The sequence below is a fragment of the Brevibacterium sanguinis genome (genome assembly GCF_039528855.1).
GTDB classification, from domain to species: domain Bacteria; phylum Actinomycetota; class Actinomycetes; order Actinomycetales; family Brevibacteriaceae; genus Brevibacterium; species Brevibacterium sanguinis.
On record NZ_BAAAMB010000010.1, the window covers coordinates 37,359 to 60,793 of the forward strand.

General features: G+C 68.2%; 23 protein-coding genes. 7 read left to right on the forward strand and 16 right to left on the reverse strand.

Annotation, left to right across the window (positions count from 1 at the left end):
• From ABD154_RS12120 to ABD154_RS12135, 4 genes are all read right to left on the reverse strand, one after another.
• Nucleotides 1-503, reverse strand: a 503-nt coding sequence (locus tag ABD154_RS12120) for a redox-sensing transcriptional repressor Rex (RefSeq protein WP_344251350.1), incomplete at its 3' end; no start/stop codon positions are given.
• Between the two features lie 62 nt (nucleotides 504-565).
• Entirely contained in the window at nucleotides 566-811 is a 246-nt protein-coding gene (locus tag ABD154_RS12125) for a glutaredoxin family protein (RefSeq protein WP_137825357.1), read from the reverse strand.
• Nucleotides 812-887: 76 nt separating this feature from the next.
• Entirely contained in the window at nucleotides 888-986 is a 99-nt protein-coding gene (locus ABD154_RS12130) for a 30S ribosomal protein bS22 (protein WP_005504750.1), read from the reverse strand.
• A 149-nt stretch (nucleotides 987-1,135) separates the two neighbouring features.
• Nucleotides 1,136-2,332, reverse strand: coding sequence for an acetoin utilization protein AcuC (locus ABD154_RS12135; RefSeq protein ID WP_137825356.1), 1,197 nt, complete (start codon nucleotides 2,330-2,332; stop codon nucleotides 1,136-1,138).
• A 72-nt stretch (nucleotides 2,333-2,404) separates the two neighbouring features.
• Between ABD154_RS12135 and ABD154_RS12140 the strand changes: the two genes are divergently transcribed.
• The 3 genes from ABD154_RS12140 to ABD154_RS12150 all read left to right on the forward strand — a co-directional run bounded on the left by ABD154_RS12140 (nucleotide 2,405) and on the right by ABD154_RS12150 (nucleotide 6,147).
• Nucleotides 2,405-3,808 carry a TrkH family potassium uptake protein gene (locus ABD154_RS12140; RefSeq protein ID WP_232623861.1) on the forward strand — a complete coding sequence of 468 codons (1,404 nt, stop codon included), beginning with the start codon at nucleotides 2,405-2,407 and terminating at the stop codon, nucleotides 3,806-3,808.
• The gene (locus tag ABD154_RS12145; protein ID WP_198500755.1) at nucleotides 3,801-4,463 is read left to right on the forward strand and encodes a potassium channel family protein; all 663 of its coding nucleotides are present in this window, start codon (nucleotides 3,801-3,803) and stop codon (nucleotides 4,461-4,463) included. Before ABD154_RS12140 ends, ABD154_RS12145 begins: the two co-directional genes overlap by 8 nt.
• Nucleotides 4,464-5,091: 628 nt before the next feature.
• Nucleotides 5,092-6,147, forward strand: a complete 1,056-nt coding sequence (locus ABD154_RS12150) for a DUF559 domain-containing protein (protein ID WP_198500754.1) — start codon at nucleotides 5,092-5,094, stop codon at nucleotides 6,145-6,147.
• Between the two features lie 303 nt (nucleotides 6,148-6,450).
• Here the strand turns inward: ABD154_RS12150 and ABD154_RS12155 are convergent, their stop codons facing one another.
• Nucleotides 6,451-8,067, reverse strand: a complete 1,617-nt coding sequence (locus ABD154_RS12155) for a solute symporter family protein (protein ID WP_198500753.1) — start codon at nucleotides 8,065-8,067, stop codon at nucleotides 6,451-6,453.
• Nucleotides 8,064-8,405 carry a DUF485 domain-containing protein gene (locus ABD154_RS12160; protein ID WP_198500752.1) on the reverse strand — a complete coding sequence of 114 codons (342 nt, stop codon included), beginning with the start codon at nucleotides 8,403-8,405 and terminating at the stop codon, nucleotides 8,064-8,066. The genes ABD154_RS12155 and ABD154_RS12160 overlap by 4 nt, the downstream gene beginning before the upstream one ends.
• 111 nt (nucleotides 8,406-8,516) lie before the next feature.
• Here ABD154_RS12160 and ABD154_RS12165 point away from each other — a divergent pair, with 111 nt between their 5' ends.
• Nucleotides 8,517-9,410: a helix-turn-helix transcriptional regulator gene (locus ABD154_RS12165; protein ID WP_198500751.1), complete on the forward strand. Its 894-nt coding sequence runs from the start codon at nucleotides 8,517-8,519 to the stop codon at nucleotides 9,408-9,410.
• A gap of 6 nt (nucleotides 9,411-9,416) precedes the next feature.
• Here the strand turns inward: ABD154_RS12165 and proC are convergent, their stop codons facing one another.
• Together proC and ABD154_RS12175 are read right to left on the reverse strand one after the other, a co-directional pair.
• Entirely contained in the window at nucleotides 9,417-10,253 is an 837-nt protein-coding gene (gene proC / locus ABD154_RS12170; protein ID WP_198500750.1) for a pyrroline-5-carboxylate reductase, read from the reverse strand.
• 102 nt (nucleotides 10,254-10,355) lie between these two features.
• Nucleotides 10,356-11,417, reverse strand: coding sequence for a sugar phosphate isomerase/epimerase family protein (locus ABD154_RS12175; protein WP_232623860.1), 1,062 nt, complete (start codon nucleotides 11,415-11,417; stop codon nucleotides 10,356-10,358).
• A 104-nt stretch (nucleotides 11,418-11,521) separates the two neighbouring features.
• Here ABD154_RS12175 and ABD154_RS12180 point away from each other — a divergent pair, with 104 nt between their 5' ends.
• Complete coding sequence (locus ABD154_RS12180) at nucleotides 11,522-12,055, forward strand: GNAT family N-acetyltransferase (RefSeq protein WP_344251351.1); 534 nt, start codon at nucleotides 11,522-11,524, stop codon at nucleotides 12,053-12,055.
• A gap of 93 nt (nucleotides 12,056-12,148) precedes the next feature.
• On the opposite strand, the gene glpK is transcribed toward ABD154_RS12180, so the two are convergent.
• From glpK to ABD154_RS12220, 8 genes are all read right to left on the reverse strand, one after another.
• On the reverse strand, nucleotides 12,149-13,681 hold the full coding sequence (gene glpK, locus ABD154_RS12185) for a glycerol kinase GlpK (RefSeq protein ID WP_344251352.1): 1,533 nt from the start codon (nucleotides 13,679-13,681) through the stop codon (nucleotides 12,149-12,151).
• 104 nt (nucleotides 13,682-13,785) lie between these two features.
• A complete protein-coding gene (locus tag ABD154_RS12190) occupies nucleotides 13,786-14,508 on the reverse strand; it encodes an MIP/aquaporin family protein (RefSeq protein WP_198500905.1) in 723 nt (240 codons plus the stop codon).
• Nucleotides 14,509-14,556: 48 nt separating this feature from the next.
• Nucleotides 14,557-16,290, reverse strand: coding sequence for a glycerol-3-phosphate dehydrogenase/oxidase (locus tag ABD154_RS12195; protein ID WP_425546730.1), 1,734 nt, complete (start codon nucleotides 16,288-16,290; stop codon nucleotides 14,557-14,559).
• Nucleotides 16,291-16,438: 148 nt separating this feature from the next.
• On the reverse strand, nucleotides 16,439-17,404 hold the full coding sequence (locus ABD154_RS12200; protein WP_344251355.1) for a Ppx/GppA phosphatase family protein: 966 nt from the start codon (nucleotides 17,402-17,404) through the stop codon (nucleotides 16,439-16,441).
• Between the two features lie 56 nt (nucleotides 17,405-17,460).
• Nucleotides 17,461-18,249 (reverse strand): enoyl-CoA hydratase/isomerase family protein, encoded by a 789-nt coding sequence (locus ABD154_RS12205; protein WP_344251356.1) that lies wholly within the window; start codon nucleotides 18,247-18,249, stop codon nucleotides 17,461-17,463.
• 2 nt (nucleotides 18,250-18,251) lie between these two features.
• On the reverse strand, nucleotides 18,252-19,373 hold the full coding sequence (locus tag ABD154_RS12210) for a bifunctional 2-methylcitrate synthase/citrate synthase (RefSeq protein ID WP_344251357.1): 1,122 nt from the start codon (nucleotides 19,371-19,373) through the stop codon (nucleotides 18,252-18,254).
• On the reverse strand, nucleotides 19,370-20,275 hold the full coding sequence (gene prpB / locus ABD154_RS12215; protein WP_344251358.1) for a methylisocitrate lyase: 906 nt from the start codon (nucleotides 20,273-20,275) through the stop codon (nucleotides 19,370-19,372). Before prpB ends, ABD154_RS12210 begins: the two co-directional genes overlap by 4 nt.
• Entirely contained in the window at nucleotides 20,275-21,771 is a 1,497-nt protein-coding gene (locus ABD154_RS12220; protein WP_344251359.1) for an MmgE/PrpD family protein, read from the reverse strand. The genes prpB and ABD154_RS12220 overlap by 1 nt, the downstream gene beginning before the upstream one ends.
• A gap of 323 nt (nucleotides 21,772-22,094) precedes the next feature.
• Here ABD154_RS12220 and ABD154_RS12225 point away from each other — a divergent pair, with 323 nt between their 5' ends.
• Nucleotides 22,095-22,634: a DUF4916 domain-containing protein gene (locus ABD154_RS12225; RefSeq protein WP_198500740.1), complete on the forward strand. Its 540-nt coding sequence runs from the start codon at nucleotides 22,095-22,097 to the stop codon at nucleotides 22,632-22,634.
• Nucleotides 22,635-22,831: 197 nt separating this feature from the next.
• On the forward strand, nucleotides 22,832-23,435 hold a 604-nt coding region (locus ABD154_RS12230; RefSeq protein ID WP_344251360.1), incomplete at its 3' end, for a universal stress protein.

Here is a 23,435-nt window from a genome sequence, read left to right on the forward strand (position 1 = left end):
GCCGCGGAGGCGGGCACGGCCATGACGACGAGGTCGATGGGGTCGGCCCACGTGGCGAGGTCGGCGATCGCGGAGACGGTGAGGTCGCCGATCGTCGTGCCGACCTTGCCCTCGTCGCTGTCGAAGATCGCCGTCAGGCGCAGACCGCGCCGCTGGAAGCCGGCATAGTCGGCCAGGGCCGAGCCGAGGCGGCCGGCGCCGATGATCGCGACGTTCTGCGCCCGGTCGAGACCGAGGAACGATCGCAGGGTCGCGGCGAGGTCCTGCGCCGAGTAGCCGACCCCGCGGCGTCCGGAGCGGCCGAGCTGGGAGAGATCCTTGCGCAGGATCGCGGGAGACACGCCGCTCTGGGCCGCCAGGGTCTCCGAGGAGACGGTGGTCTGGCCGGTCGCGGCGATCGTCTCGACCGCCTGCAGGTAGATCGGGAGTCGAGAGATGACGCGCTCGGGGACGTCCTTGCGAACGACACCCTCGATGCTGCCGGCGGAGAGAATCTCGCTCACGTGAACGTGTCACTCCTTCAATCTGCTCGTGCTGCCTCAGGCCTGCGAACCGGTTGGGCGCCTCAGGCGCCCAGCGCGGTCAGGGCCTGCGACAGCCTGTCCCGGTCGACCCGGTGGAAGCTGTGCTGTCGTCCTTCGAGGAGCACCACGGGAACATCCCAGCCATACTGCGCGGCCAGATCCTCATCGGTGTCGATGTCGATCTCGGTGACGGTGACGTCCCGGCCGGCCACCACCTCGGCGATGGTTGCCTGCGCGGTCGCGCACAGATGGCATCCGGCGCGCGTGAGGAAGGTCAGTCCGACCACGGCACACTCCTGAGTCGAAGGTGACAACAAACCCCGCCGAAATGGGATTCGAGCGGGGGCGTAGGACCGTGCGGTCTTACTTCTTGTTGCGACGCTGGTGACGAGTCTTGCGAAGCAGCTTGCGGTGCTTCTTCTTCGACATACGCTTCCGGCGCTTCTTGATGACTGAGCCCACGCGGGTACCCCTTGTGATCGTCGGTGGAGGTGAACGTCAGCTGCCCACCCTTTGAACTAACCGTGCAATTCTATCGCCCCGGCCCGTTCTTTCCCAAAACTGTGTCGAGATCCACAGCGGGGCCTCAACTGCGCCCGGAAGGGCGCGGATCAGTCGAAGTACGGGTCGAGTCCGAAGAACGGGAAGAGGTTCTTCCGGGTGCCCATGACCGCGCGGTCGAGCTCGGATTCCGGGTCGAAGCCGTGCGACCACGGGGTGAACGTCCCGTCGAAGCCGTCGGTCATCGACAGCGGGGCCTCGCGTCCGGTCTTCGTCTGCGCGTAGTGGGCCCAGCGGCCGGGGATCCGGGCGGCCGGGTCGAGGTCGGCGTTCGCCGCGATCGCGATGAGGTTCGTCCATGCGCGCGGGACGACGTCGATGATCGCGTAGCCCCCTCCCCCGGTCGAGAGCCAGCGGCCCCCGGCGTGCTCCTCGGCCAGGGCACGGACGCGTTCGGTCGCCACCCGCATCCCGTCGACGGACAGGCGCATGTGGGTGAGCGGGTCCATCCGGTGACCGTCGCATCCGTGCTGGGAGACGATGATCTGCGGGGAGAACGCGGCGATGAGCGCGGGCACGGTGCCGTCGAACGCCCGCAGCCAGTCCTCGTCGGTCGTCCGCGGGGGCAGGGCGATGTTCGCCGCCGAGGCGGCCGCCCGCAGTCCCCCGATGTCGGCCGGGTAGCCGGTGCCGGGGAAGAGGTACTTCCCGGACTCGTGGATGGAGATCGTCAGCACGCGCGGGTCGTCCCAGAAGAGCTGCTCGACGCCGTCGCCGTGGTGGGCGTCGAGGTCGATGTAGGCGATGCGCTCGTATCCCGCGTCGAGGAATTCGTTGATCGCCCCGGCGACGTCGTTGTAGACGCAGAACCCGCTGGCCTTGTCGGCCATCGCGTGGTGCATGCCGCCGGAGAAGTTCACCGCGCGCCGGTAGTCGCCGGAGACGATCGCGCGGGCGGCGTCGACGGAGCCCTGGAAGAGCATCGCCGAGGCGGCGTGCATGTTCTCGAACACGGGGACGTCGTCGGTCCCCAGGCCGTGGCGCTCGGCGACCTCGGGGTCGGCGCCGGCGGGGCTGCCGGCGGCCTTGACCGCGGCGATGTAGTCGTCGTCGTGGACGCGGGACAGGGCCGCCTCGTCGAGGTCGCCGATCGGGTTGACGTGGACGCGGGGGGCGTCGAAGAGCTCGAAGTCGATCGCGAGCTTCGCGGTGAGGTCGAGCCTCAGGGGGTGCATGGGATGGCTGGGACCGAAGTTGTACCCGGTCACCGCCTCGTCCCAGACGACATAGACATCGCTATCGGCCATGGGCCAATGCTATATGGCGCGGCTCACTTCCGGAGATTCGCCCCGGTCCGTCCTACCATGGAGGTTGTGTCCATGAATTCTCCGCAGCGCCTCGACCGATTTCTGCGTCCGGGGCGCTGGGTCCGCGACTTCGTCGATGACATCGCCGTCGCCTCGCCGGCCCGCCTGGCGATCGTCTCGTTCATCGCCGTCGTGGCAGTCTTCGCCCTCCTCCTCATGCTCCCGGCGAGCATGCGCGAACCCGGGTCGGTCTCGACCTCGGAGCACATCGCCAACGCGATCTTCGTCGCCGTCTCCGCCGTCTGCGTGACCGGACTGACCCCGGTCGTCACCGAGGACTACTGGTCGGACTTCGGCATCTCCGTCATCACCGCCGGCATCCAGGTCGGCGGTCTCGGCATCCTCACCCTCGCCTCGCTGCTGGGCATGGCGGTCTCGCGGCGGCTGGGCGTCCGGCAGCGCCTCATCGCCCAGCAGGCCACCTCGGCGCTCAATCTGGGTCAGGTCGGCACCCTCCTCAAGACGGTGTTCATCACCATCCTCACCGCCGAGGCGGTGCTCGCCGTCCTCCTCTTCCCCCGCTTCCTCATGCGCGGCGACAGCGTCGGGGACTCGCTGTGGTACTCCGTGTTCTACGCGATCTCGGCGTTCAACAACGCCGGCTTCACGATCCACCCGGGCGGGGCCGCCTACTTCGCGGAGGACCCGTGGATCCTCTCGCTCATCATGATCGGCGTGTTCGTCGGGGCGCTCGGGTTCCCCGTCGTGCTGATGATCGCGATGAACTGGAACAAGCCGAGCAAATGGGACCTGCACACGAAGCTCACGCTGACGACGACGACGATCGTCCTCGCCGTCGGGTTCCTCTTCCTCCTCCTCTTCGAGTCGGCGAATCCGGCGACGCTCGGGGACAAGAACGCCGGCCACACCTTCGTCGAGGTCCTCTTCATGGCGGTGATGCCGCGCTCGGGCGGGTTCGCGACGATGGAGATCGCCGACATGAGCCAGGCCTCGCACCTGCTCATGGACGTCATGATGTTCATCGGCGGCGGGTCGTCGTCGACGGCCGGCGGCATCAAGGTCACGACCGTCGCCGTCCTCTTCCTCGCCGCCTTCGCCGAGGCGCGCGGTCTCGCCGAGGTCAACGTCTTCAACCGCCGGCTGACCGCCTCGACGATCAAACTCTCGATCTCCGTCCTCCTCACCGGCGCCGCGATCGTCTTCGTCGGCACGCTCGTCATGCTCCAGATCACCGATGAGCCGCTCGACCGGGTGCTCTTCGAGGTGATCTCCGCGTTCGGCACCGTGGGCCTGAGCGCCGGGGTGTCCGCCTCGGCGTCGGAACCGGCGCTGTACTGTCTGTCCGTGCTCATGCTCATCGGACGCCTCGGTACGATTACACTGGCCGCAGCCCTGTCGATGCAGGACTCCGTGCGCCTCTACCGCTACCCCGAAGAAAGGCCCGTCGTTGGCTAACGAGAACTCCGCAATCCTCGTCATCGGACTCGGACGCTTCGGGTCGGCGACGGCGGTCACGCTCACCCGCCTGGGGCGTGAGGTCATGGCGATCGAGCACAACCCGGAGCTCGTCAAGGACTGGAGCGGAAAGCTCACCCACGTCGTCGAGGCCGATTCGACGAACATCGACGCCCTCCGCCAGGTCGGTGCCGCGGACTTCCAGACCGCGGTCGTCGGCATCGGCACGTCGATCGAGGCGAGCGTGCTGACGACGGCGAACCTCGTCGACCTCGGGGTCGCGCAGGTCTGGGCGAAGGCGATCTCGCCCGCCCACGGCAAGATCCTCCACCGCATCGGCGCCCACCATGTGCTCTACCCGGAGTCCGATGCGGGCATCCGCGTCGCGCACCTCGTGAGCTCCCGGATGATGGAGTACATCGAGTTCGACGAGGGCCACTTCGCGGTGGTGAAGATGCGTCCCCCGCGGGAGATCCAGGGCTTCACCCTCGCCGAGGCGAAGGTCCGCGAGAAGTACGGCGTGACGATCGTCGGCATCAAGAGCCCCGGCCGCGACTTCACCTACGCCGAACCGACGACCCGCGTCGGCAAACAGGACCTCCTCATCGTCGCCGGCAACGTCGAACTCCTCAGCCGCTTCGCCGGGCGGCCGTAGGGGGCGGGGCTGGTGGCAACGGTTGCGTGCCGGGTGGCGCTGGCTGCCTGAAACGGTGGCGGCGTCGGTTGCCGTCGACCATTCGACGGGTGGCGCTGCCATCGACTGCTCTGCGCGGCGGTGCCGGTGACGAAACGTCATTCTGCCTGCCAAAAGCACTGGCGCGGGCGAGAAATTTCGCGGCTTCCGCAATTGTCTGCCAAAAGTGAAATTGCGCGGGAACTAGTCGAGCACGTCAGGATTTCTGGCCGACACAACCTATGCGACAACGCGTGTCGCACCGCGGACGATCGGCGCCTGTCACACGACACCGACACCCGATCTCGCGTTCACCGGCCTGTGGACAACGTGTCCCTATTCGCCCCTGTTTCGGCTATTCCACGGCGCACGGAATGCGCTTCGCATTCTGATCGTTGCGCAATTCCTCACTCCTGTAAGCCGCGCGTTCCGCTCTGTGAAGGGGAATTGCGACTGCAGATGGGATTTCGGCCCCAAGCGACTGGGTGGCATAGGAGGGAGTATCACAAGGTCCGGACTTCAGCGCATTCTCCTGTGGACGCCCGAACGCTGTCCACAGCCTGAAAATCCACCCTTGTCGTGAGAGCGGAGAGGCGCAACCCTGATGCGCATGTACAACGTCGTTCGCACCGCCCAGCTCAGAGCCGCCGGATTGACCAGTCCGCTCGTCAAGGAGGCGCAGTCCTGCTGCCTCACCAAACTGTCATTCGGCGTCTACACGATCGTGCGGCGCTGTGCCGAACCCCGCCATGCGCGGATCCGAACGCTCATCACCGATGACGAGTGGATCCAGCGCAACGACGACCGTCGACAGGGTTCCCTTGCTGACGACCCGGAGTTCGCCGTGCTGATGGGAAAGATTCGGATCTCGTCGTATCCGCATTTCCGCGCCGAGGATGTGCTCATCGGGGTGTCATCCGCGGTCTTCCACAACCTCCCCCTCTACCGGCCGCACCTCAACCGCATCGTCGTCGCCCACCCGTCGGCGCGCCATCGGGGTCCGCTGCTCACCCGCGTCGCCCGCACAGTCCCCGTTGGCGACACCGTAACGATCGGCAAGCTGATTCTCACCAGCCCTGCGCGAGCCGCCCTCGAACTCATCCCGCAGATGGGCGAGTCCGCGGCACTGGCCGCCTTGGACACGGTCGTCCGCCAGGCAGTCTTCGGTTCGGACAACGCCGCCGACGCGGCCGCGCGGTTCGGCTATCCGCCGGACATCGCCGACCGCAGCCAACAGGTCATCGACACGATTCTGCGACCCACCGCCGAGCGCATGACCACCCACCGTTCGCGGGCGATCCGACTCGTCGACCAGGTCAGCGCGCTGTCCGAGAGCTACGCCGAGAGCCGCGGTCGGCACAACTTCCTCATCCTTCGCATCGAGGGGTTCGAACCCCAGGTGGTGGTCTGGGACGGCGATCGGTTCGTCGCCCGCGTCGATTTCATGCACCGTGAAGCGAAAGTCATCGTCCTCATCGACGGTGTCTCGAAGTACGTCGACCACGGCTTTGCGCTGATGAAGAAGGAGACCGAGCAGCAGAACCGGCTGACCGCGCTCGGCTACACCGTCATCCGCGTGAATTTCCAGGAGGTCCTCGACCTCGAGGCCTTCGCGACCAAACTGTTCGGGCAATGTCCCGCGCTGCGCAGCTTCGTCACCCGATGACCGCCGCAGTCCAGCGGCGCGGCACGTCGAGCCCGGAGGCGACACACCCCAGGTGACGGCCAAAGATCGAATTGCCCATCGACTGGTTGCCTGCAGATTCACTTCTCGCCGACAGAGGGCGCGTGTCGCCGAGGCAGTGCGAACGTCTCGCCCGCGCGTGCACTTTCGGCCTGCATGACGACGTTGAGTGCGCCGGAGCACTTCTGCGAGGCCGAGCCACCGACCAGCGACGCCAGCGCGCCGCCCCACTTGTGGGGCGGCGCACCGCGTTTCGGACTGAGCGCGTGCCCAGCGGACGGACCGTCAGTGCTCGACGGCCGCCTCGGCGCCGAATCCGGTGTGGGCGCGGACGTCCATCTCCGCTGCCAGCTCCGGACTCTCCACCGTCTTGTCGGTGATCGAGCCGAGCCATCCGAGGATGAACCCGAGCGGGATCGAGATGATGCCGGGGTTCGACAGGGGGAAGATCGCGAAGTCGGCGCCCGGGATCATCGCGGTCTCGGACCCGGAGACAACGGGTGAGAACGCGATGAGGATGATCGCCGAACCGAGCCCGCCGTAGATCGACCACACGGCACCGCGGGTGGTGAACCGACGCCAGAACAGCGAATAGATGATCGTCGGCAGGTTCGCGCTCGCGGCCACGGCGAACGCGAGGGCGACGAGGAACGCGATGTTCTGACCCTGCACCCCGATGCCGCCGAGGATGGCGACCGCGCCGATGACGACGACGGTGCGGCGGGCGATCTTCACCTCGGCGTCGGGGTCTTCGACCTTGCCCTTCTTGATGACGCTCGCGTAGATGTCATGGGCGAACGAAGCCGCTGCAGTGATCGCGAGACCGGCGACGACGGCGAGGATCGTCGCGAACGCCACCGCGGAGATGAAGCCCATGAGCAGCGGCCCACCGAGCTGCAGGGCGAGCAGCGGCGCAGCCGAGTTCACGCCGCCCGGCGCGTTCTGGATCGCATCGGCGCCGACGATCGCCGCCGCCCCGTAGCCGAGGACGAGCGTGAAGAGGTAGAATGCGCCGATGAGCCAGATCGCCCAGACCACGGACCTCCGAGCCTCCCGCGCGGTGGGCACGGTGTAGAAGCGCATGAGCACGTGCGGCAGACCCGCGGTGCCGAGGACGAGGGCGAGTGCGAGCGAGATGAAGTCGAGCGGGTTCGCCCCGTACTGCAGCCCGGGATTGAGGATCCCCTCTCCCACGCCGGCCGCGGCATTGTCGACGGCGTTCGACAGCAGCGTCGAGAGGTTGAACCCGTTGAGTGCGAGCACCCAGATCGTCATCGCTCCGGCACCGGCGATGAGGAGGACCGCCTTGACGATCTGCACCCACGTCGTGCCCTTCATGCCGCCGACGAGGACGTAGAGGATCATCAGCGCCCCGACGACGGCGATGACGAGCGACTGCCCGAGCTTCCCGTCGATGCCCATGAGCAGGGAGACGAGTCCGCCGGCGCCGGCCATCTGCGCGAGCAGGTAGAAGAAGCACACGGCGAGCGTCGAGATCGCCGCGGCCATCCGCACCGGACGCTGTTTGAGACGGAACGAGAGCACATCGGCCATCGTGAACTTGCCGGTGTTGCGCATCAGCTCGGCGACGAGGAGGAGGGCGACGAGCCACGCGACGAGGAAGCCGATCGAGTAGAGGAACCCGTCGTAGCCGTTGACGGCGATCGCCCCGCAGATGCCGAGGAACGACGCCGCCGAGAGGTAGTCGCCGGAGATCGCGAAGCCGTTCTGCGGCCCGCTGAAGGACCGGCCGCCGGCGTAGTAGTCCGAGGCGGTCTTGTTGTTGCGGCTGGCCCGCAGCACGATGAAGAGCGTGACCGCGACGAACGCGGCGAAGATCGTGATGTTGAGGACGGGGTTGTTCTCCACCTCGGTGGTCGCTTGGGCGAGGAACTCGATCATCGTTTCGCTCCTTCCGATTCCTGCTCGAGGCGCTCACGGATGGCAGCGGCCGGTGGGTCGAGCTTGTTGTTGGCGAACGAGACGTAGAACATCGTGATCGCGAAGGTCGTGACGAACTGCAGAAGCCCGAGCACGAGTCCGATGTTGATCTCCCCGATCACCTTCGTCGACATGAAGTCGTGCGCGTACGTGCTGAGGATGACGTAGAGGAAATACCACGCGAGGAAGGCGATCGACAGCGGGATCACCACTGAGAATCGTTTGCGCTTGAGGGCCTTGAATTCGGGATTGTCCTCTTCAGCGAGGAAATCCACCCGAGTCGGCGTCGGATCGGACATCGTTTCTCCATTTCAGATGTGGTTCGAGCGTCAGTGGTCTGAATCACACATTGTCAACCTATCGTCCGCTCGGTCCTGGGTAATACCACCGAAAGTTGGTAGCGTATTCCCATGAACGTCATGGCCAAGGAAGCTCGGGCGCGCAGATCCGAATCCCGCCGTCTCTTCGCCGAGGCGGTCGACTCCCTCCACGCGAACGGCACCGGCGACGTCGTGTTCGGCGGGCTCGTCGAGGAGGGTGCCGTCACCGTCGAAGCGGTCGCCGGGGCGGGCGAGAACGGTCTCGCCTCGCTCATCGTCAGCACCGGTCGGGGCCTCGGCGGACGTGCCCTGACCGAGGGCACACCCCAGCTGACCCGCGACTACGAGATCGATCCGTTCATCACCCACCATTACGACGAGGTCATCCTCGGCGAGGGCATCCAGGTCCTCATCGCGGTGCCGACCCTGCTCGGCGGCGAGGTGACGGGCATGGTCTACTGCGGACACCGGAAGGCCTTCACCGAGGCGGCCCCGCAGACCGGTGACCTCGTGCGTCGGGTGCGCCAGCTGTCCGTCGACCTCGGGCGCATCGGCCACGGGGCGCTGCGTGCCGAACCGGCCGTCCCGGCGGCTCCCGCGCCGGCGCCGTATGCCGACCTCGACGCCTCGAGCCGGGAGGCTCTGCGCCATACGTTCGCCGAGCTGCGGGCGCTCCGCTCGGACGTCTCCGACGAGGTGACGCGGGAGCGGCTGACGACGATCGAGGCCAGGCTCGCCGACATCCTCTCCGGCCACAGTCCGGAGTCCGCGCCGACGCCGGCCCCCGCGGTGACGCTCGCCCCGCGGGAGACCGACATCCTCTCCCACGTCGCGCTCGGGTGGTCGAATGCGCGGATCGCCGAGGCGCTCGGACTGCGGGAGTCGACCGTGAAGTCCTATCTCAACACGGCGATGGTCAAGCTCTCGGCCCGCAGCAGGCACGAGGCGGTGTCGATCGCCCGCTCGGCGGGCGCGCTGCCGTAAAGGGTCTCAGCCGTCGATCGCGGCGGCGTTCTCCCGCTCCATCTCCAGCGACCGGTCCGCGGCGGCGGTCACGGCCGCCTCGGTGATGTCGAAGATCCCGGCGTCGATGAATGTGTTGAGCGCCGCCAGCGTCGTCCCGCCCTTGCTGCTCACGGCCTGACGCAGGACGGCGGGGTCCGGGTTGTCCGCGAGCAGCCGGCCGGCGCCGTCGGCGGTGGCGACGACCATCTTCGCCGCCGTCTCCGCGGTGAGACCGAGCGTGACTCCGGCCTCGATCATCGCCTCGGCGAGGAGGAAGAAGTACGCGACGCCGGACCCGGAGATCCCGGTCATCGCGGGGATCTCCGCTTCTGCCAGCGGCACGACGAGGCCGGCTCCGGACAGCAGCGTGCGCAGGGTGGCCGTGGCCGTCGGGTCGACGCCGGGGGCAGGGGCGAGCGCGATGACGCCGTACCCGATCGAGCTCGGGGTGTTCGGCATGATCCGCACGATCGGACTGCCGGGTGCCAGCTTCTTAAGGTCGGCGGCGGCCACGCCCGCGGCCATCGACACGAGCACCGAGTCCGGGGACAGGGCGGGGGCGAGCTCTCGCAGGGTCTCGGCCATCATCCACGGCTTGACGCCGAGGAAGACGAAGTCCGCGCCGGCGACCGCCTCCCGATTGGCCTCGGGGTTCTCCTCGACGGAGGTGACCACGGCGTCCGGCAGGGCCGCAGCGAGCGTCTGCGCCGAGGCGGCCGACTGCGTCGTCGCCCGCACCTCGATGCTCGGGTCCGCGGTGAGGATCCCCGTGATGAGCGCCGTGCCCATGTTTCCCGTGCCGATGGATGCGATCGTGGTCATGAGGACCTGCCTTTCGTGCGGTGCTGGTGCGGGCATTCGTGCCGCTGAGTATCGTACCGGGCACGGTCCCGGCAGGGAGAACCGCAGGGTCAGCGGGCTGTGTCAGCGGGCGTCTTCACGGACGTTGTCCCGCGCCGAGGCGGCCCCGCCGTCACGGCGTCCGGTCCCGGTTGCGGGGGCTGAGTCCGACCCCGAGCCGGTGCGCTCCGGTCCGATCGGGCTCGCCGGGTTCTTTCCGTTCGCGCCGTTGAGGCCGAGGTGCTGCCGGGCGAAGGCGAGCGAATCGGCGAGCATCTGCTCCCGCGTCGACTTCTTCGCGACGAATCGCGTGTTGACCTCGAGGACGACATCGCCGGACCAGTTGTGCTTCGCGAGGTACTGGAGCGTCTCGGCCACGGGCATCGTTCCGGCGCCGGGCACGAGGTGCTCGTCCTTGAGCGATCCGGATCCGTCGGTGAGGTGGACGTGGCGCAGGCGGGGGAAGATCTCGGCGACGGTGTCGCGAGCGTTCATACCCGCCGTCGAGGCATGGGAGAAGTCGAAGGTCAGAGCGTCGTAGTCCTCGTCGAGCGGGTTCCAGTCGGGGTAGTAGACGAGGATCTCCCTGACCCCGGCCCGCCACGGGTACATGTTCTCCACGGCGAGGACGACACCGGTCTCCTCGGTGACCTTGCGGACGCCGTCGACGAAGCCGCGGGCGTAGGCGCCCTGCCAGCGGAAGGGCGGGTGGAGGACGACGGTGGTCGCGCCGACCTCACGGGCGAGGTTCGCCGTGATCCGCAGCTTCTCCCAATGGTCCTTGTGGAGCACGCGCGGCAGGAAGAGCAGGGTGGGCGCGTGGAGCGACATCACCTCGAGGCCGGTGTCGGCGGCGAGGCCGTTGATGAGGTCGACGTCGCGGGTCTCGGCATTGTGGGTGACCATGATCTCGACGCCGTCGTAGCCGATCGCGGCGGCCTGCGTGAACGTCTCCTCGACGGTCATCGGGGAGACCGAGGACGACGAGAGGCCCACCCGGATGGGATGGTCGGAGACATGGTGGGTGTCGTGGTCGTAGACCGCGTTCGTCGCGAAGTACTCCCGGTGCCGCCGAGAGTTCGACCGCGCAGAGTTCTTCGCGGTGAGGACCTTTCGTCCCGGCTTCGTCTTCTTCGCCTTGCTCACTCTCGTCAGTCTAGTCCTCATCGCCGCGCCTGCGGCTCCGGTTTCCCTCACAGTCGGTTGCGCCCCTCCCCGTCCGCGTCGCGCCGCTCGGCTAGGGTGAGCGCATGAGCGAACCGATCGTGCGCCCGGCGCATCTCGACGATGCGCCCCGCCTCGGCGAGATCCACGTCGCCGCGTGGCGCGCCGCCTACCCCGGGATCATGTCGGCGGAGTTCCTCGCCGGGCTCGATCCGGCCGACTTCGCGGCGAACTGGGTGCAGGCGCTGAGCACGCCCGACAACCGCGTCCGGAACTTCGTCGTCGAGGCTGCGGGTCGGGTCCTCGGGTTCGGCGGCGTCAGTGCGCCCCGGGACCCCGCCGAGGTGCTCGATCGGCTCCCGACCACCGACCGTCTCGGCCAGCTCGCCCACATCAATCTCGACCCGGCCGCCTTCGGCACCGGGGTCGCCTCGGTGCTCTTCCATCGGCTCGAGGACGAGCTGCGGGCCGACGGCTTCGTCCGCGCCTACCTCATGGTCGCCGAGGGCAACGAGCGGGCCATGCGCTTCTACGCCAAGCACGGGTGGCAGCGCACGGACATCACCCACACCCACAACTCTCCCCCGCTCCCCGAACGGGTCTTCATCGCCGACCTCTGAGCCCGACCGCCTCGGCGCGGCAAAGCGAAGGGCGCCCAGCCACCCGCAGCGGGGTGGCTGAGCGCCCAGAAGGCGACTCGAACGGCGCGGCTGTCAGCCGTAGAGCTCCTCGACGTCCTCGTCGACCCAGCCCTTCGACTTGTCGACGGCCTTGTTCCACAGGCGGTAGACGCGGGCGACGGTCTCGTCGTCCATCTCCGGCACCCAGCGCTTGTCCTCGTGCCAGTTCTTCTTCACGTCCTCCTCGCCGTTCCAGAACTTCACGGCGATGCCCGCCGCATACGCGGCTCCCAGCGCCGTGGTCTCGATGACCTCGGGGCGGATGACGGGCACGCCGAGGAGGTCGGCCTGGAACTGCATGAGCGTCTCGTTCGCGACCATGCCGCCGTCGACCTTGAGCTCGGTGAGCTCGACGCCGGAGTCGAGGTTCATCGCGTCGAGGACCTCACGGGACTGGAACGCCACCGACTCGAGCGCGGCCCGGGCGATGTGGTTCTTGTTGACGTACCGGGTGAGGCCGACGATGACGCCGCGGGCGTCGGACTCCCAGTGCGGGGCGAAGAGGCCGGAGAACGCGGGCACGATGTAGCAGCCGCCGTTGTCCTCGACCTGCTTGGCGAGCACCTCGACCTCGGGGGCGTCCTTGATGAGTCCGAGGTTGTCGCGGATCCACTGGACGAGCGAGCCGGTCACGGCCACCGAGCCCTCGAGGGCGTAGACGGCGTCGTCCTCGCCGATCTTGTAGGCCACGGTCGTGAGCAGGCCGTTCTTGCTCGCCACCGGCTCGGTGCCGGTGTTGATGAGCATGAAGTTGCCGGTGCCGTACGTGTTCTTCGCCTGCCCCTTCTCGAAGCAGGCCTGCCCGAACGTCGCCGCCTGCTGGTCGCCGAGGATGCCGCAGATCGGGGTGTCGATGAGCAGCGTGTTCTTCGCGCCGTAGCCGTAGATCTCCGAGCACGACTTGATCTCCGGCAGCATCGACATCGGGATGCCCATGTCCGCGGCGATGTCGGCATTCCAGTCGAGGGTATCGATGTTCATCAGCATCGTCCGCGAGGCGTTCGTGACGTCGGTGACGTGGACGCCGCCGTTGACTCCGCCGGTGAGGTTCCACAGCACCCACGTGTCCATCGTCCCGAAGAGGAGGTCACCGGCCTCGGCGGCTTCCCGGGCGCCGTCGACGTTGTCGAGGATCCACTTCGCCTTCGGTCCCGCGAAGTACGTCGCCAGCGGCAGGCCCACGCGGTCCTTGTACTTGTCGGCACCCTCCTCGCCGCCGAGTTCGTCGGCGATCTTCTGGGTGCGCGTGTCCTGCCAGACGATCGCGTTGTAGACGGGCTCGCCGGTGTTCTTGTTCCACACCAGGGTCGTCTCGCGCTGGTTGGTGATGCCGACGCCTTCGAGCTGGTGGCGGTTGATGTTGGCCCGCGAGAGCGCCTGGCCGATCGCCTCGGTGGTGTTGCGGATGATCTCTTTCGGGTCGTGCTCGACCCAGCCGGCGCGGGGGAAGATCTGCTCGTGCTCGAGCTGGCCGCTCGAGACGATCTGCCCGTCGTGGTTGAAGACGATCGCCCGGGACGAGGTGGTTCCCTGGTCGATCGCGAGGATGTACTTGTCCTGGCTCATGGAGACTCCTGTGTCCGATCAGTGCCGGTGGGCACCGCTCTTGAGTGGGTGGGTGCACCAGTTGCCCTCTAGCATGTCACGGCCTGGCGCGGTTGGGCACGGCTTCAGATGAATGCCTGCGAGACGAGGCCCGCGATGACACCGCCGAGGATGGGGCCGACGATCGGCACCCACGCGTAGCCCCAGTCGGAGCTGCCCTTGTTCGGGATCGGCAGGATCGTGTGCGCGATGCGCGGTCCGAGGTCGCGGGCCGGGTTGATCGCGTAGCCGGTGGGTCCGCCGAGGGAGGCGCCGATGACGACGACGACGAGAGCCACGGCCAGGGGTCCCAGTCCGCTCGGCGTGCCGCCGAAGAGGAGGATGATGAAGACGAGGACGAAGGTGCCGATGACCTCGGCGACGACGTTCCAGCCGTAGCTGCGGACTTCGGGGCCGGTGGAGAATGTGCCGAGGATGTTGCCCGGTTCGCCCTCTGCGTCGTAGTGCTTCTTGTAGACGAGCCAGGCGAGGATCGCACCGATGGTGGCGCCGACGAGCTGCGCGATGAGGTAGGCGAACGTCGTGCCGACCGTGATGTCGATGCCCGGGGCGTACTGGTCGGCGCCGCTGGCGAGGATGCCCAGCGTCACTGCCGGGTTGAGGTGCGCGCCGGATTTGTAGGCGACGTAGACGCCGGCGAAGACCGCGAGGCCCCAGCCGAACGAGATCATCAGCCAGCCGCCGCCGTTGCCCTTCGTCTTCGCGAGGATGGCGTTCGCGACGACGCCGACGCCGAGCAGCAGCAGCATTGCCGTGCCCGCCGTCTCATGGAGGAGGATTGTGCCTATCTGTCCCATTGTGTGTGAACTCCTTTGTTGAGATGGGGATGGAACGGGCTAGCGGGTCCCCCAGCTGGCTTCGACCAGGGCTGCGGCCGCGGCGTCGTCGTGCGTCGACTCGGCGGCGACCTGGGCGTCGACGTGGGCGTTGAAGGCGGCGATCTCTGAGGCGACGCGCTCGGCGTCCCAGCCGAGGACCTCAGCGACGATCTCGGCCACCGGTGCGGCGGCGGCCCGCCCCCGGTCGCGGACCTCGTAGTTGAGCCGCATCCGACGTTCGAGGACGTCGTCGAGGTGGACGACGCCTTCGCAGCTGGCGGCGTAATGGGCTTCGGCGCCGAGGTAGCGGTCGGCTCCCGGCAGCGGCTGCCCGAGTTCGGGGTTGTCGTCGATGAGGTCGAGGAGGTCTTCGAGCAGGGTGCCGTAGCGGCGGATGAGCCGCTTGACCCGGGTCTCGTCCCAGCCGTAGCGCTCGGCGATGCTCGCCTGTCCGCGGCGCACCGCGCCGACGCCCTGGGCGCCGATGAGCGGCACGGACTCCGTCAGGGACGTCCGGTCCTTCGCGTCCTCGCCGAGGGCGAAGTCGACGACGTCCTCGGCCATCACCCGATAGGTCGTGAACTTGCCGCCGGCGATCGCCGACAGCCCGGGCTCGACCTCCATGACGGTGTGCTCGCGGGAGACCTTCGTCGAGGCCTCGCCGTCCTTCTGCACCGGCTGCAGGAGCGGGCGCAGACCCGAGTACACGCCGATGACGTCGTCGCGGGTGAGCTTGTTCTCGAGGATCGCGTTCGCGTGCTCGAGGAGATAGTCGATGTCGTCGGAGGTCGCCACGGGGGCAGCGACGTCCTCCTTCCACGGGGTGTCGGTGGTGCCGATGACCCAGTAGCCGTCCCAGGGGATGACGAAGAGGACGGACTTCTCCGTCTTCGAGATGATGCCGGTGTCCGGGTCGGCCTTGATCTTGTCCTGGTCGACGGTGATGTGCACGCCCTTCGAGGCGAGCACCTTGAGCCCGGCGTCGGCCTTCGCGAGGTCCTGCTGCTGTTCGGTCCACACTCCCCCGGCGAGGATGGTGCGGCGGGCGTAGACGTCGAACTCGCGGCCGGAGATGCCGTCGCGGGCGCGCACGCCGATGACGCGGTCGCCGTCGTGGAGGTAGTCGATGACGGAGACGTGGTTGGCCGCCGCGGCCCCGAAGCTCGCCGCCGAGCGCACGAGGGTCATGACGAAGCGGGCGTCGTCGACCTTCGCGTCGTAGTATTCGAGCGCGCCCACCGCGGCGTCGTCGGCGAGTCCCGGGAAGTGCGCGCTCAGCGTCTTCTTGCCCAGGTGGCGGTGCATGGGCACGGCGCGCTTGCGGCCGGGCCGGGTCGCCATCGTGTCGTAGAGGAGGACGCCGGAGCCGATGAAGGCCCGGTCGATGAGGCGGTGTTCGAACGGGAAGACGAAGGCGACGGGTTCGACGAGGTGGGGTGCGGTGTGCGTGAGCAGCAGGTCGCGTTCCTTGAGCGCCTCGGCGACGAGTTTGAAGTCGAGCATCTCGAGGTAGCGCAGACCGCCGTGCATGAGCTTCGACGAGCGGGACGACGTGCCCGAGGCCCAGTCGTGGGCGTCGACGACGCCGACCTTGAGTCCGCGGGTGGCCGCGTCGAAGGCGGCGCCGGCCCCGGTGACCCCGCCGCCGACGACGAAGACGTCGAGCGGATCCTCGGGCGTCGTGGCCGCCATCGCGGACAGGGACTCTTCACGGAACGAGGGGGATAGCTCGCCGTTTCGCATTGCCGTCATGCCTCCAGAGCTCGGGGCGAGAGGCCCCGTTCGAGATACGGCCGAGAGGTGACCGGCCGGTAATCTCAAGCTAGCAGGCGGCGGAGACAAATGTGAACCGCTGCGAGGGTGATTCCGGCCATTGTCGAAAGCGGTGTCGAACCGTGACCTAATCCGCGGCTGCGCGCATCGCCGAGGTGGCCTCCGCGGAATCCAGCAAGTCGAGTTTGCGCATGATGATGCCCTCGCGCAGCGCCCACGGGGAGATGCTCATGACGGAGACGTCGAAGATCGTGAAGGCCGCCTCGGCGACGATGGCTCCGGCGAGCACCTGGCCGGCACGGGCCTCGGAGACGCCGGGCAGCGTCGCACGCTGCTCGGGGGTGCGACTGGACAGGGTGTCGATGATGCCGGGCAGGTCGCGGCGGAAGAGCTTGCGGGGCACGTAGATTCCGTCGCCGCTCGGGGCGGCGCCGGCGATCCGGGCGAGCGAGCGGAACGTCTTCGAGGACCCGACGACGTGGTCGGGCGTGCCGACGCGGTTGATGTCTCCGGCGATCCGGCCGATCTGGGAGCGCGCGTACTTCCGCAGCCGGTGGATGTCCTCGGGCGTCGGGATCGGGTCGGGGATGAAGTCGGCGTACGTGCGTCCGGCGCCCAGCGGCACGGACACGGCCGCCTGCGGGTACTCGTCCTGGCCCGCCGCGATCTCGAGCGAACCGCCGCCGATGTCGAGGAGGAGGATCTTGCCGGCCGACCAGCCGAACCAGCGGCGGGCGGCGAGGAACGTCACGCGCGCCTCGTCCCTGCCGGACATGACGTTGAGGGTGACCCCGAGCTGCGCGCTGATCGAGTCGATGAGCGCTTCCCCATTGGGGGCGTCGCGGACCGCCGAGGTGGCGAACGCGAGGATCTGCTCGGCGCCCTGGTCCTCGGCGATCTCGACCGCCTCGGCGACGAAGTCCCGCAGCCGCTGCTGACCGGCGTCGTCGATCGACCCGTCGGGCCGGAGGTACTCGGCGAGCCGGAGGACCTCCTTGTGCGAGGTCGCCGGCAGCGGGGGTGCCCCGACATGAGCGTCGACGACGAGGAGGTGGACGCTGTTGGAACCGATATCGAGGACTGCGAGGCGCATTGGCTCAGTGTATCCCGCAGATCGGCCTGCGCTGACCCCGCCAGGCGGCCGCGTCCTCAGTCCTGCCAGTCGCCTGCGGCGAACCCGAACTCAGGGGCGCGCTTGGCGAAGAACGCCTCCTGTCCGCGTGCGATCTCCGCCCGGTACGCCTCATCGAGCCACCGAGGCGGTGCGACGTCGTCGGAGAGCGTGCCGCCGAGGACGGACTTCGCCCCGAGCTGGCTGAGCCGGGAGAGACCGGCGACCCGCTCCCCCAGCGCCTGCGCGGCACGCAGGGGCACCTCGGTGACCTCATGGAAGAACCCGAGCCGGTGCATCTGGTCGAAGTCGACGATCGAGGCGGTGAGCAGCAGGTACCTGGCCCACGCGTCCCCGAGGACCCGGGCGAGACTCTCGGTGGGCCCGGGCGGGTAGACGAGGCCGAGCTTGGCCGCGGTCACCCCGTACGTCGACCCGGGGGCGGCGATGCGGATGTCGCAGGCCGCGGCGATCTCCGTGCCCCCGCCCACGCAGTTGCCTTCGATCGCCGCGATCGTCACGGTCCGGGAGCCCGCCACGGCCGCCTCGGCGGCGGAGTTGAGCTGCCAGAAATCGGCGATGGGCACGTCGAGGTCGGCGATGTCGGAGCCCGCGGAGAAGTGACCGCCGGCACCGGTGATGATGAGCGCGCCGATCGAGTCATCGGCGTCGACGCCGGCGATGATCTCCGGCAGGGCGCGCCACATCGCGCGCGAGAGCGCATTGCGCTTGTCCGTCCGAGTGAGAACGAGGGTTCCGACCCCACCGGTGACGGTGAAGTCGAAACCCTCGAGTGCGGTCGGACGATAGGGCTCGTCCGCGCTCATGCTCAGCCCCTGGCGTCGGGGACTTCGCGCTGCGGCTCGCCGTCGTACGCGCTCAGCGGACGGATGAGGGCGTTGTTCGCCTGCTGCTCGAGGATGTGCGCCGTCCACCCGGTGATGCGGGACATGACGAAGATCGGCGTGAACTGATCGGTGTCGAAGCCCATGAGGTGGTACGCCGGCCCCGAGGGGTAGTCGAGGTTGGGGTAGATGCCCTTGCGGGAGACGAAATCCTCTTCGAAGGTGTTGTAGAGGTCGAGCAGATCGTTCGCGCCCTTGACCGCGGCCATGTCCTCGAACGCCTTGCGCATCGTCGGCACGCGCGAGTCGCCGTTCTTGTAGACGCGGTGGCCGAAGCCCATGATCTTCGCCTTGCGCGCCAGCGCATCGTCGATCCACGCCGACGCCCGGTCGGCGGTGCCGACCTCTTCGAGCATCGCCATGACCGCTTCGTTCGCCCCGCCGTGCAGCGGTCCCTTGAGCGCCCCGACGGCTCCGGCGACCGCGGAGTAGAGGTCGGAGGTCGTCGAAGTGATGACCCGTGCGGTGAACGTCGAGGCGTTGAACGAGTGCTCGGCGTAGAGGATCATCGAGATGTCGAAGCTGCGCACGACCTCCTCGGCGGGCACCTCGTCGAAGACCATCTTGAAGAAGTTCGCGGCGTAGTCGAGGTCAGTGGTCGGGGCGACCGGGTCAAGGCCGTGCCGGCGCCGGTGGTCGATCGCGACGATCGTCGGCAGCTGCGCGTAGAGGCGCTCCGCCTTTTCGAGGTTGGCCTCCTCCCCTTCCGTGTCCGCATCCGGGTCGACGGCGCCGAGGTAGGCGACCGCCGTCTGGACGACGTGCATCGGGTGGGCGTCCTTGGGCAGGCCGAGGATGATGTCGACGAGCTCGGGCGAGATCTCACGCTGGGCGTGCTCGCGGGCCTTGAACTCCGCCAGCTGCTCCTCGGTGGGCAGTTCGCCGTTCCAGATGAGGTAGGCGACGTCCTCGAAATTGCGCTTGGCCGCCAGCTCCTGCACCGGGTAGCCCCGGTAGGTGAGCGAGTTCGTTTCCTGGACTACCTTCGAGACCGCGGTGGTGTCGACGACGACGCCGGCGAGTCCCTTCTTGATTTCTTCGGTCACTGGTGACCCTCCTGTGAGAAGTTGAATACGGCCGAGTCGAATTCGTTGTACGCGGCGTAGTCGATGGTGTCGTAGAGGTCCGCGCGGGTCTGCATCCGGTCGACGAGGCTGACCTGAGTCCCCTCGTCCCGGATCGTCTGCAGCCCCGACGTGATCGCACCCATGGCCAGACGCAGGGTCGTGACCGGGTAGATCACCATCTTCACCCCGACGTCGGCGAGCTGCTGGGTCGTGAAGAGCTCGCTCTTGCCGAACTCCGTCATGTTCGCCAGGATCGGCACGTCGACGCTCGCGGCGAAGCGCTCGAATTCGCTGAGGTCCCGCATGGCCTCGGGGAAGATCATGTCGGCCCCGGCGTCGGCGTAGGCCTTCGCCCGGTCGATCGCCCGGTCAAGACCCTCACCGGCGCGGGAGTCGGTGCGGGCGCAGATGACGAAGTTCTCGTCCCGGCGGCCCCGGACGGCGGCGGCGATGCGCTGATTCATCTCGCCCGTCGTCACGACCTCCTTGCCGTCGAGGTGGCCGCACCGCTTCGGATTGACCTGATCCTCGAGGTGCATGCCGGAGAGACCGGCGTCCTCGAACTCCTGGACGGTGCGGGCGACATTCATCGCCTCGCCCCACCCGGTGTCGGCGTCGATGAACGTCGGCAGGTTCGTCACCCGCGCGATCGCCCGGCCGTGGTCGGCCACCTCGGACAGCGTGGTCAGTCCGATGTCGGGCAGTCCCATGGCCGCGGAGAACGCGCCTCCGGAGATGTAGACGCCCTCGAACCCGGTCTGCTCGATGATCTGCGCGTTGAGCGGGTTGATCGCGCCGGGGAACTGGACGATCTCGCTGCCGGCGAGGAGGTCGCGGAACTGCTTCCGGCGCTCGGCCGGGGTCGCGGTCGCGCCGAGCATCAGAAGATCCCCTTCGATCCGCTGTGGGTGAGGCCCTCGACGGTGAAGCTGAGCTGGCCGACACCGGCGGCGTCGAGGCTCTCGAGGTTCTCGGCGAGGTCGAGGAAGCGGGTCTGCTCGGTGTCGGTGAGGATGCCCTCGGACAGGGTGCGGAACTTCTCGACGTAGTTCTCCCGGACGAACGGGCGGGCGCCGAGCGGGTGGGCGTCGGCGACGGCGATCTCGTCGGTCAGCGTCGAGCCGTCCTCGAACTCGATCTCCACGCGACCGCCGAAGGCCTTCTCGTTCGGATCGGTCGAGTGGTAGCGGCGGGTCCACTCCGGGTCCTCGGTCGTCTCGATCTTGTGCCAGAGCTCCACCGTCTCCGGGCGCGCGGCGCGCTCGGGGGTGTAGGAGTCCTCGTGGTGCCAGCCGCGGTCCTCGAGCGCGACGGCGAAGATGTACATGATCGAGTGGTCGAGGGTCTCGCGGCTGGCCTGCGGATCCATCTTCTGCGGATCGCTGGCGCCGGTGCCGATGACGTTGTGGGTGTGGTGGGAGGTATGGATGACGATCCGCTTGATCTTCGTGAGATCCTCGATCTCCCCGCCGAGCTTGCGCGCGAGGTCGATGAGCGCCTGCGCCTGGTATTCGGCGGAGTGCTCCTTCGTGTACGTGTCGAGGATCGCGCGCTTGGCCTCGCCCTTGGCCGGCAGCGGGATCGTGTAGCGGGCCTCGGGGCCGGAGAGGATCCAGGCGATGAAGCCGTCCTCGCCTTCGTAGATGGGGTTGGGGGCACCCTCGCCGCGCATCGCGCGGTCGACGGCTTCGACGGCCATCTTGCCGGCGAACGCCGGAGCGTGGGCCTTCCACGAGGAGATCTCGCCCTTGCGCGACTGGCGGGTCGCCGTCGTCACGTGCAGGGCCTGCTGGATCGCCTGGAAGGTCACCTCGGTGGGCAGGTGGAGCATCGCGCCGATGCCTGCGGCGGCCGAGGGCCCGAGGTGGGCGACGTGGTCGATCTTGTGCTGATGCAGGCTCATGCCCTTGACGAGGTCGACCTGGATCTCGTAGCCGGTGGCGATGCCGTTGATGAGGTCGGGACCGGCGATGCCCATGTGCTGGGCGACGGCGAGGACCGGCGGGATGTTGTCACCGGGGTGGGAGTACTCGGCGGCGAGGAAGGTGTCGTGGAAGTCGAGTTCGCGCACGGCCACGCCGTTGGCCCAGGCCGCCCATTCCGGGGAGAAGCGGTCGCCCAGCGGCAGACCGAAGATCGTGGCGCCGGGGGTGTACGGGTGCGCCTGCGCCTGTTCGCGGGCATGGGTGGGCGCCGACCGGTTGACCGAGGCGGCCGCGACGGCGGCGTTGTCGATGACGCGGTTGATGACCATCTCAGTGACATCGGCATCGACGGGGGTGGTGTCGGAGGCGACTTCTGCGATCTTCCAGGCGAGCTGGTCTTCACGAGCCAGGTTCTCTGAGCTCTTGTGGGTACGGACTTCATGATCAATCATGGGCAATCCCTTCAATCGTCCTTGACCGCCGCTGGCCATGTCGCGACCGCTGCAGGCCTGGGGAATGGTTGTCTCAACTGTAGGCCACGTCACTGCTGCGTCCGCGGGCCCGGCCAGAGTTTTATCTTGACATCAAGATACTTTACCCGAGCGGTGACGCCCGACACCACCCCGGGTGGCCGGGCAGACGAACGCCGAGGTGGGCGGGCCGTGCCGGGAGGCGGGAACCGGTGGTGACGACCCTGCCCGAGCAGGCACGCGACCGCCGCCCGAGCAGGCCCGCGACCGCCGCCCGGCGGGGTGAACTGTGACACAATCGGGATATGACCCGCACTGCCCTCGACTTCGACGAGAACTGGTTCGACGACAACGAGTTCGCCCAGCTTCGCCGCCGTCTCCCCATCCCCTATGTCAATGCCATTCCGGTCCGCGTCGGCGAGGCCGGGGACGTCGAGCAGATCGGCCTCCTGCTGCGCCGCCTCGACGACGGCACCCTGGGCCGCGAGGTCGTCGGCGGACGCATCCGCTACCACGAGAGCATCCGGCAGGCCCTGCTCCGGCATGCCGAGAACGATCTCGGCCCGATGGCGCTGCCCGTCGTCCCGCCGGCCATCGCCCCGTTCCACATCGCCGAGTACTTCCCCACCGAGGGCACCTCGCTCCTCCACGACCCGCGCCAGCACGCGATCTCGATGTGCTTCGTCATGGAGGTCCGCGGCGAGTGCACCCCGCGTGCCGATGCGCTCAGCCTCGACTGGCTCACCCCCACCGAGGCGCTGCGCTCCGACATCGTCGCCGAGCTCTCCCACGGCCAGGAGCACATCATCCGCTCAGCCCTGAGCTACCTCGGCTTCGCCGTCTGAGGCACCCCTCGGGCGCAGGTCGTGGGCCCGCGCCGCGGCCGTGGGCACGCGCCGCACGCGAGAGGAATCCGTCCGCCTCGCGGTCTTCTACACGTTGTAGAAAACACTTGGGTACACTGAGGGCGACGAGGACGGCACACGGTTTTCGGGGCCGTCGTCCCCGTCAGGGTTGGTCAGGCCCCGATGGAAGGACTGCCATGACTGCTGACTCCCGCTCGTCCGCCGCGAACCCGGCCGAGGCCCGCCCGACCGACACCCGCGCCTCCGATTCCGGACTCACCGACAACCTCGGCGTCCTCGTCGGCTTCGACGGATCCGAGCTCGCAGCCCTTGCCCTGCGCTACGGCGCCGCCGAGGCGCTGCACCGCGACGTTCCCCTCACCGTCGTCACGGCCTTCACGATGCCCCTGATGATCTACCCGAACATGGCCTCGATCCCGTCCGAACCCGAGGACGAAGCCGCGATGCGGGCAGCGGAGAAGACCCTCGCCGAGGCGGCCGAACTCCTCGCCGACCATCCCGGACCGGTGACGTACGCCGTCGAATCCGGCGACGCCGCCGGTGTGCTCGTCAACCTCAGCGCCAACGCCGATGTCATCATCGTCGGCGCCCGCGGACGCGGCGGCTTCATGGGCCGCATGCTCGGGTCGGTCTCGACCGCCCTGCCGCCGCACGCCCACTGCCCGACGATCGTCGTCCCCCGCCATTCGGCGCACCGCGGGGACACGACCGGCCCGGTCGTCGTCGCCGTCGACGGGTCCGAGGGCGCGCGGATCGCGATGTTCACCGCCGCCGAGGGGG

What these genes read in the sequence shown, in the direction of transcription:
- ABD154_RS12180 (WP_344251351.1), top strand. Translation starts at nt 11,522, where the DNA reads ATGAGCGAACCGATCGTGCGCCCGGCGCATCTCGACGATGCGCCCCGC.
- ABD154_RS12140 (WP_232623861.1), top strand. Translation starts at nt 2,405, where the DNA reads ATGAATTCTCCGCAGCGCCTCGACCGATTTCTGCGTCCGGGGCGCTGG.
- ABD154_RS12195 (WP_425546730.1), bottom strand. Translation starts at nt 16,290, where the DNA reads ATGACGGCAATGCGAAACGGCGAGCTATCCCCCTCGTTCCGTGAAGAG.
- ABD154_RS12160 (WP_198500752.1), bottom strand. Translation starts at nt 8,405, where the DNA reads ATGTCCGATCCGACGCCGACTCGGGTGGATTTCCTCGCTGAAGAGGAC.
- ABD154_RS12200 (WP_344251355.1), bottom strand. Translation starts at nt 17,404, where the DNA reads ATGCGCCTCGCAGTCCTCGATATCGGTTCCAACAGCGTCCACCTCCTC.
- proC (WP_198500750.1), bottom strand. Translation starts at nt 10,253, where the DNA reads ATGACCACGATCGCATCCATCGGCACGGGAAACATGGGCACGGCGCTC.
- ABD154_RS12150 (WP_198500754.1), top strand. Translation starts at nt 5,092, where the DNA reads ATGTACAACGTCGTTCGCACCGCCCAGCTCAGAGCCGCCGGATTGACC.
- ABD154_RS12220 (WP_344251359.1), bottom strand. Translation starts at nt 21,771, where the DNA reads ATGATTGATCATGAAGTCCGTACCCACAAGAGCTCAGAGAACCTGGCT.
- ABD154_RS12205 (WP_344251356.1), bottom strand. Translation starts at nt 18,249, where the DNA reads ATGAGCGCGGACGAGCCCTATCGTCCGACCGCACTCGAGGGTTTCGAC.
- glpK (WP_344251352.1), bottom strand. Translation starts at nt 13,681, where the DNA reads ATGAGCCAGGACAAGTACATCCTCGCGATCGACCAGGGAACCACCTCG.
- ABD154_RS12155 (WP_198500753.1), bottom strand. Translation starts at nt 8,067, where the DNA reads ATGATCGAGTTCCTCGCCCAAGCGACCACCGAGGTGGAGAACAACCCC.
- ABD154_RS12165 (WP_198500751.1), top strand. Translation starts at nt 8,517, where the DNA reads ATGAACGTCATGGCCAAGGAAGCTCGGGCGCGCAGATCCGAATCCCGC.
- ABD154_RS12135 (WP_137825356.1), bottom strand. Translation starts at nt 2,332, where the DNA reads ATGGCCGATAGCGATGTCTATGTCGTCTGGGACGAGGCGGTGACCGGG.
- ABD154_RS12225 (WP_198500740.1), top strand. Translation starts at nt 22,095, where the DNA reads ATGACCCGCACTGCCCTCGACTTCGACGAGAACTGGTTCGACGACAAC.
- prpB (WP_344251358.1), bottom strand. Translation starts at nt 20,275, where the DNA reads ATGCTCGGCGCGACCGCGACCCCGGCCGAGCGCCGGAAGCAGTTCCGC.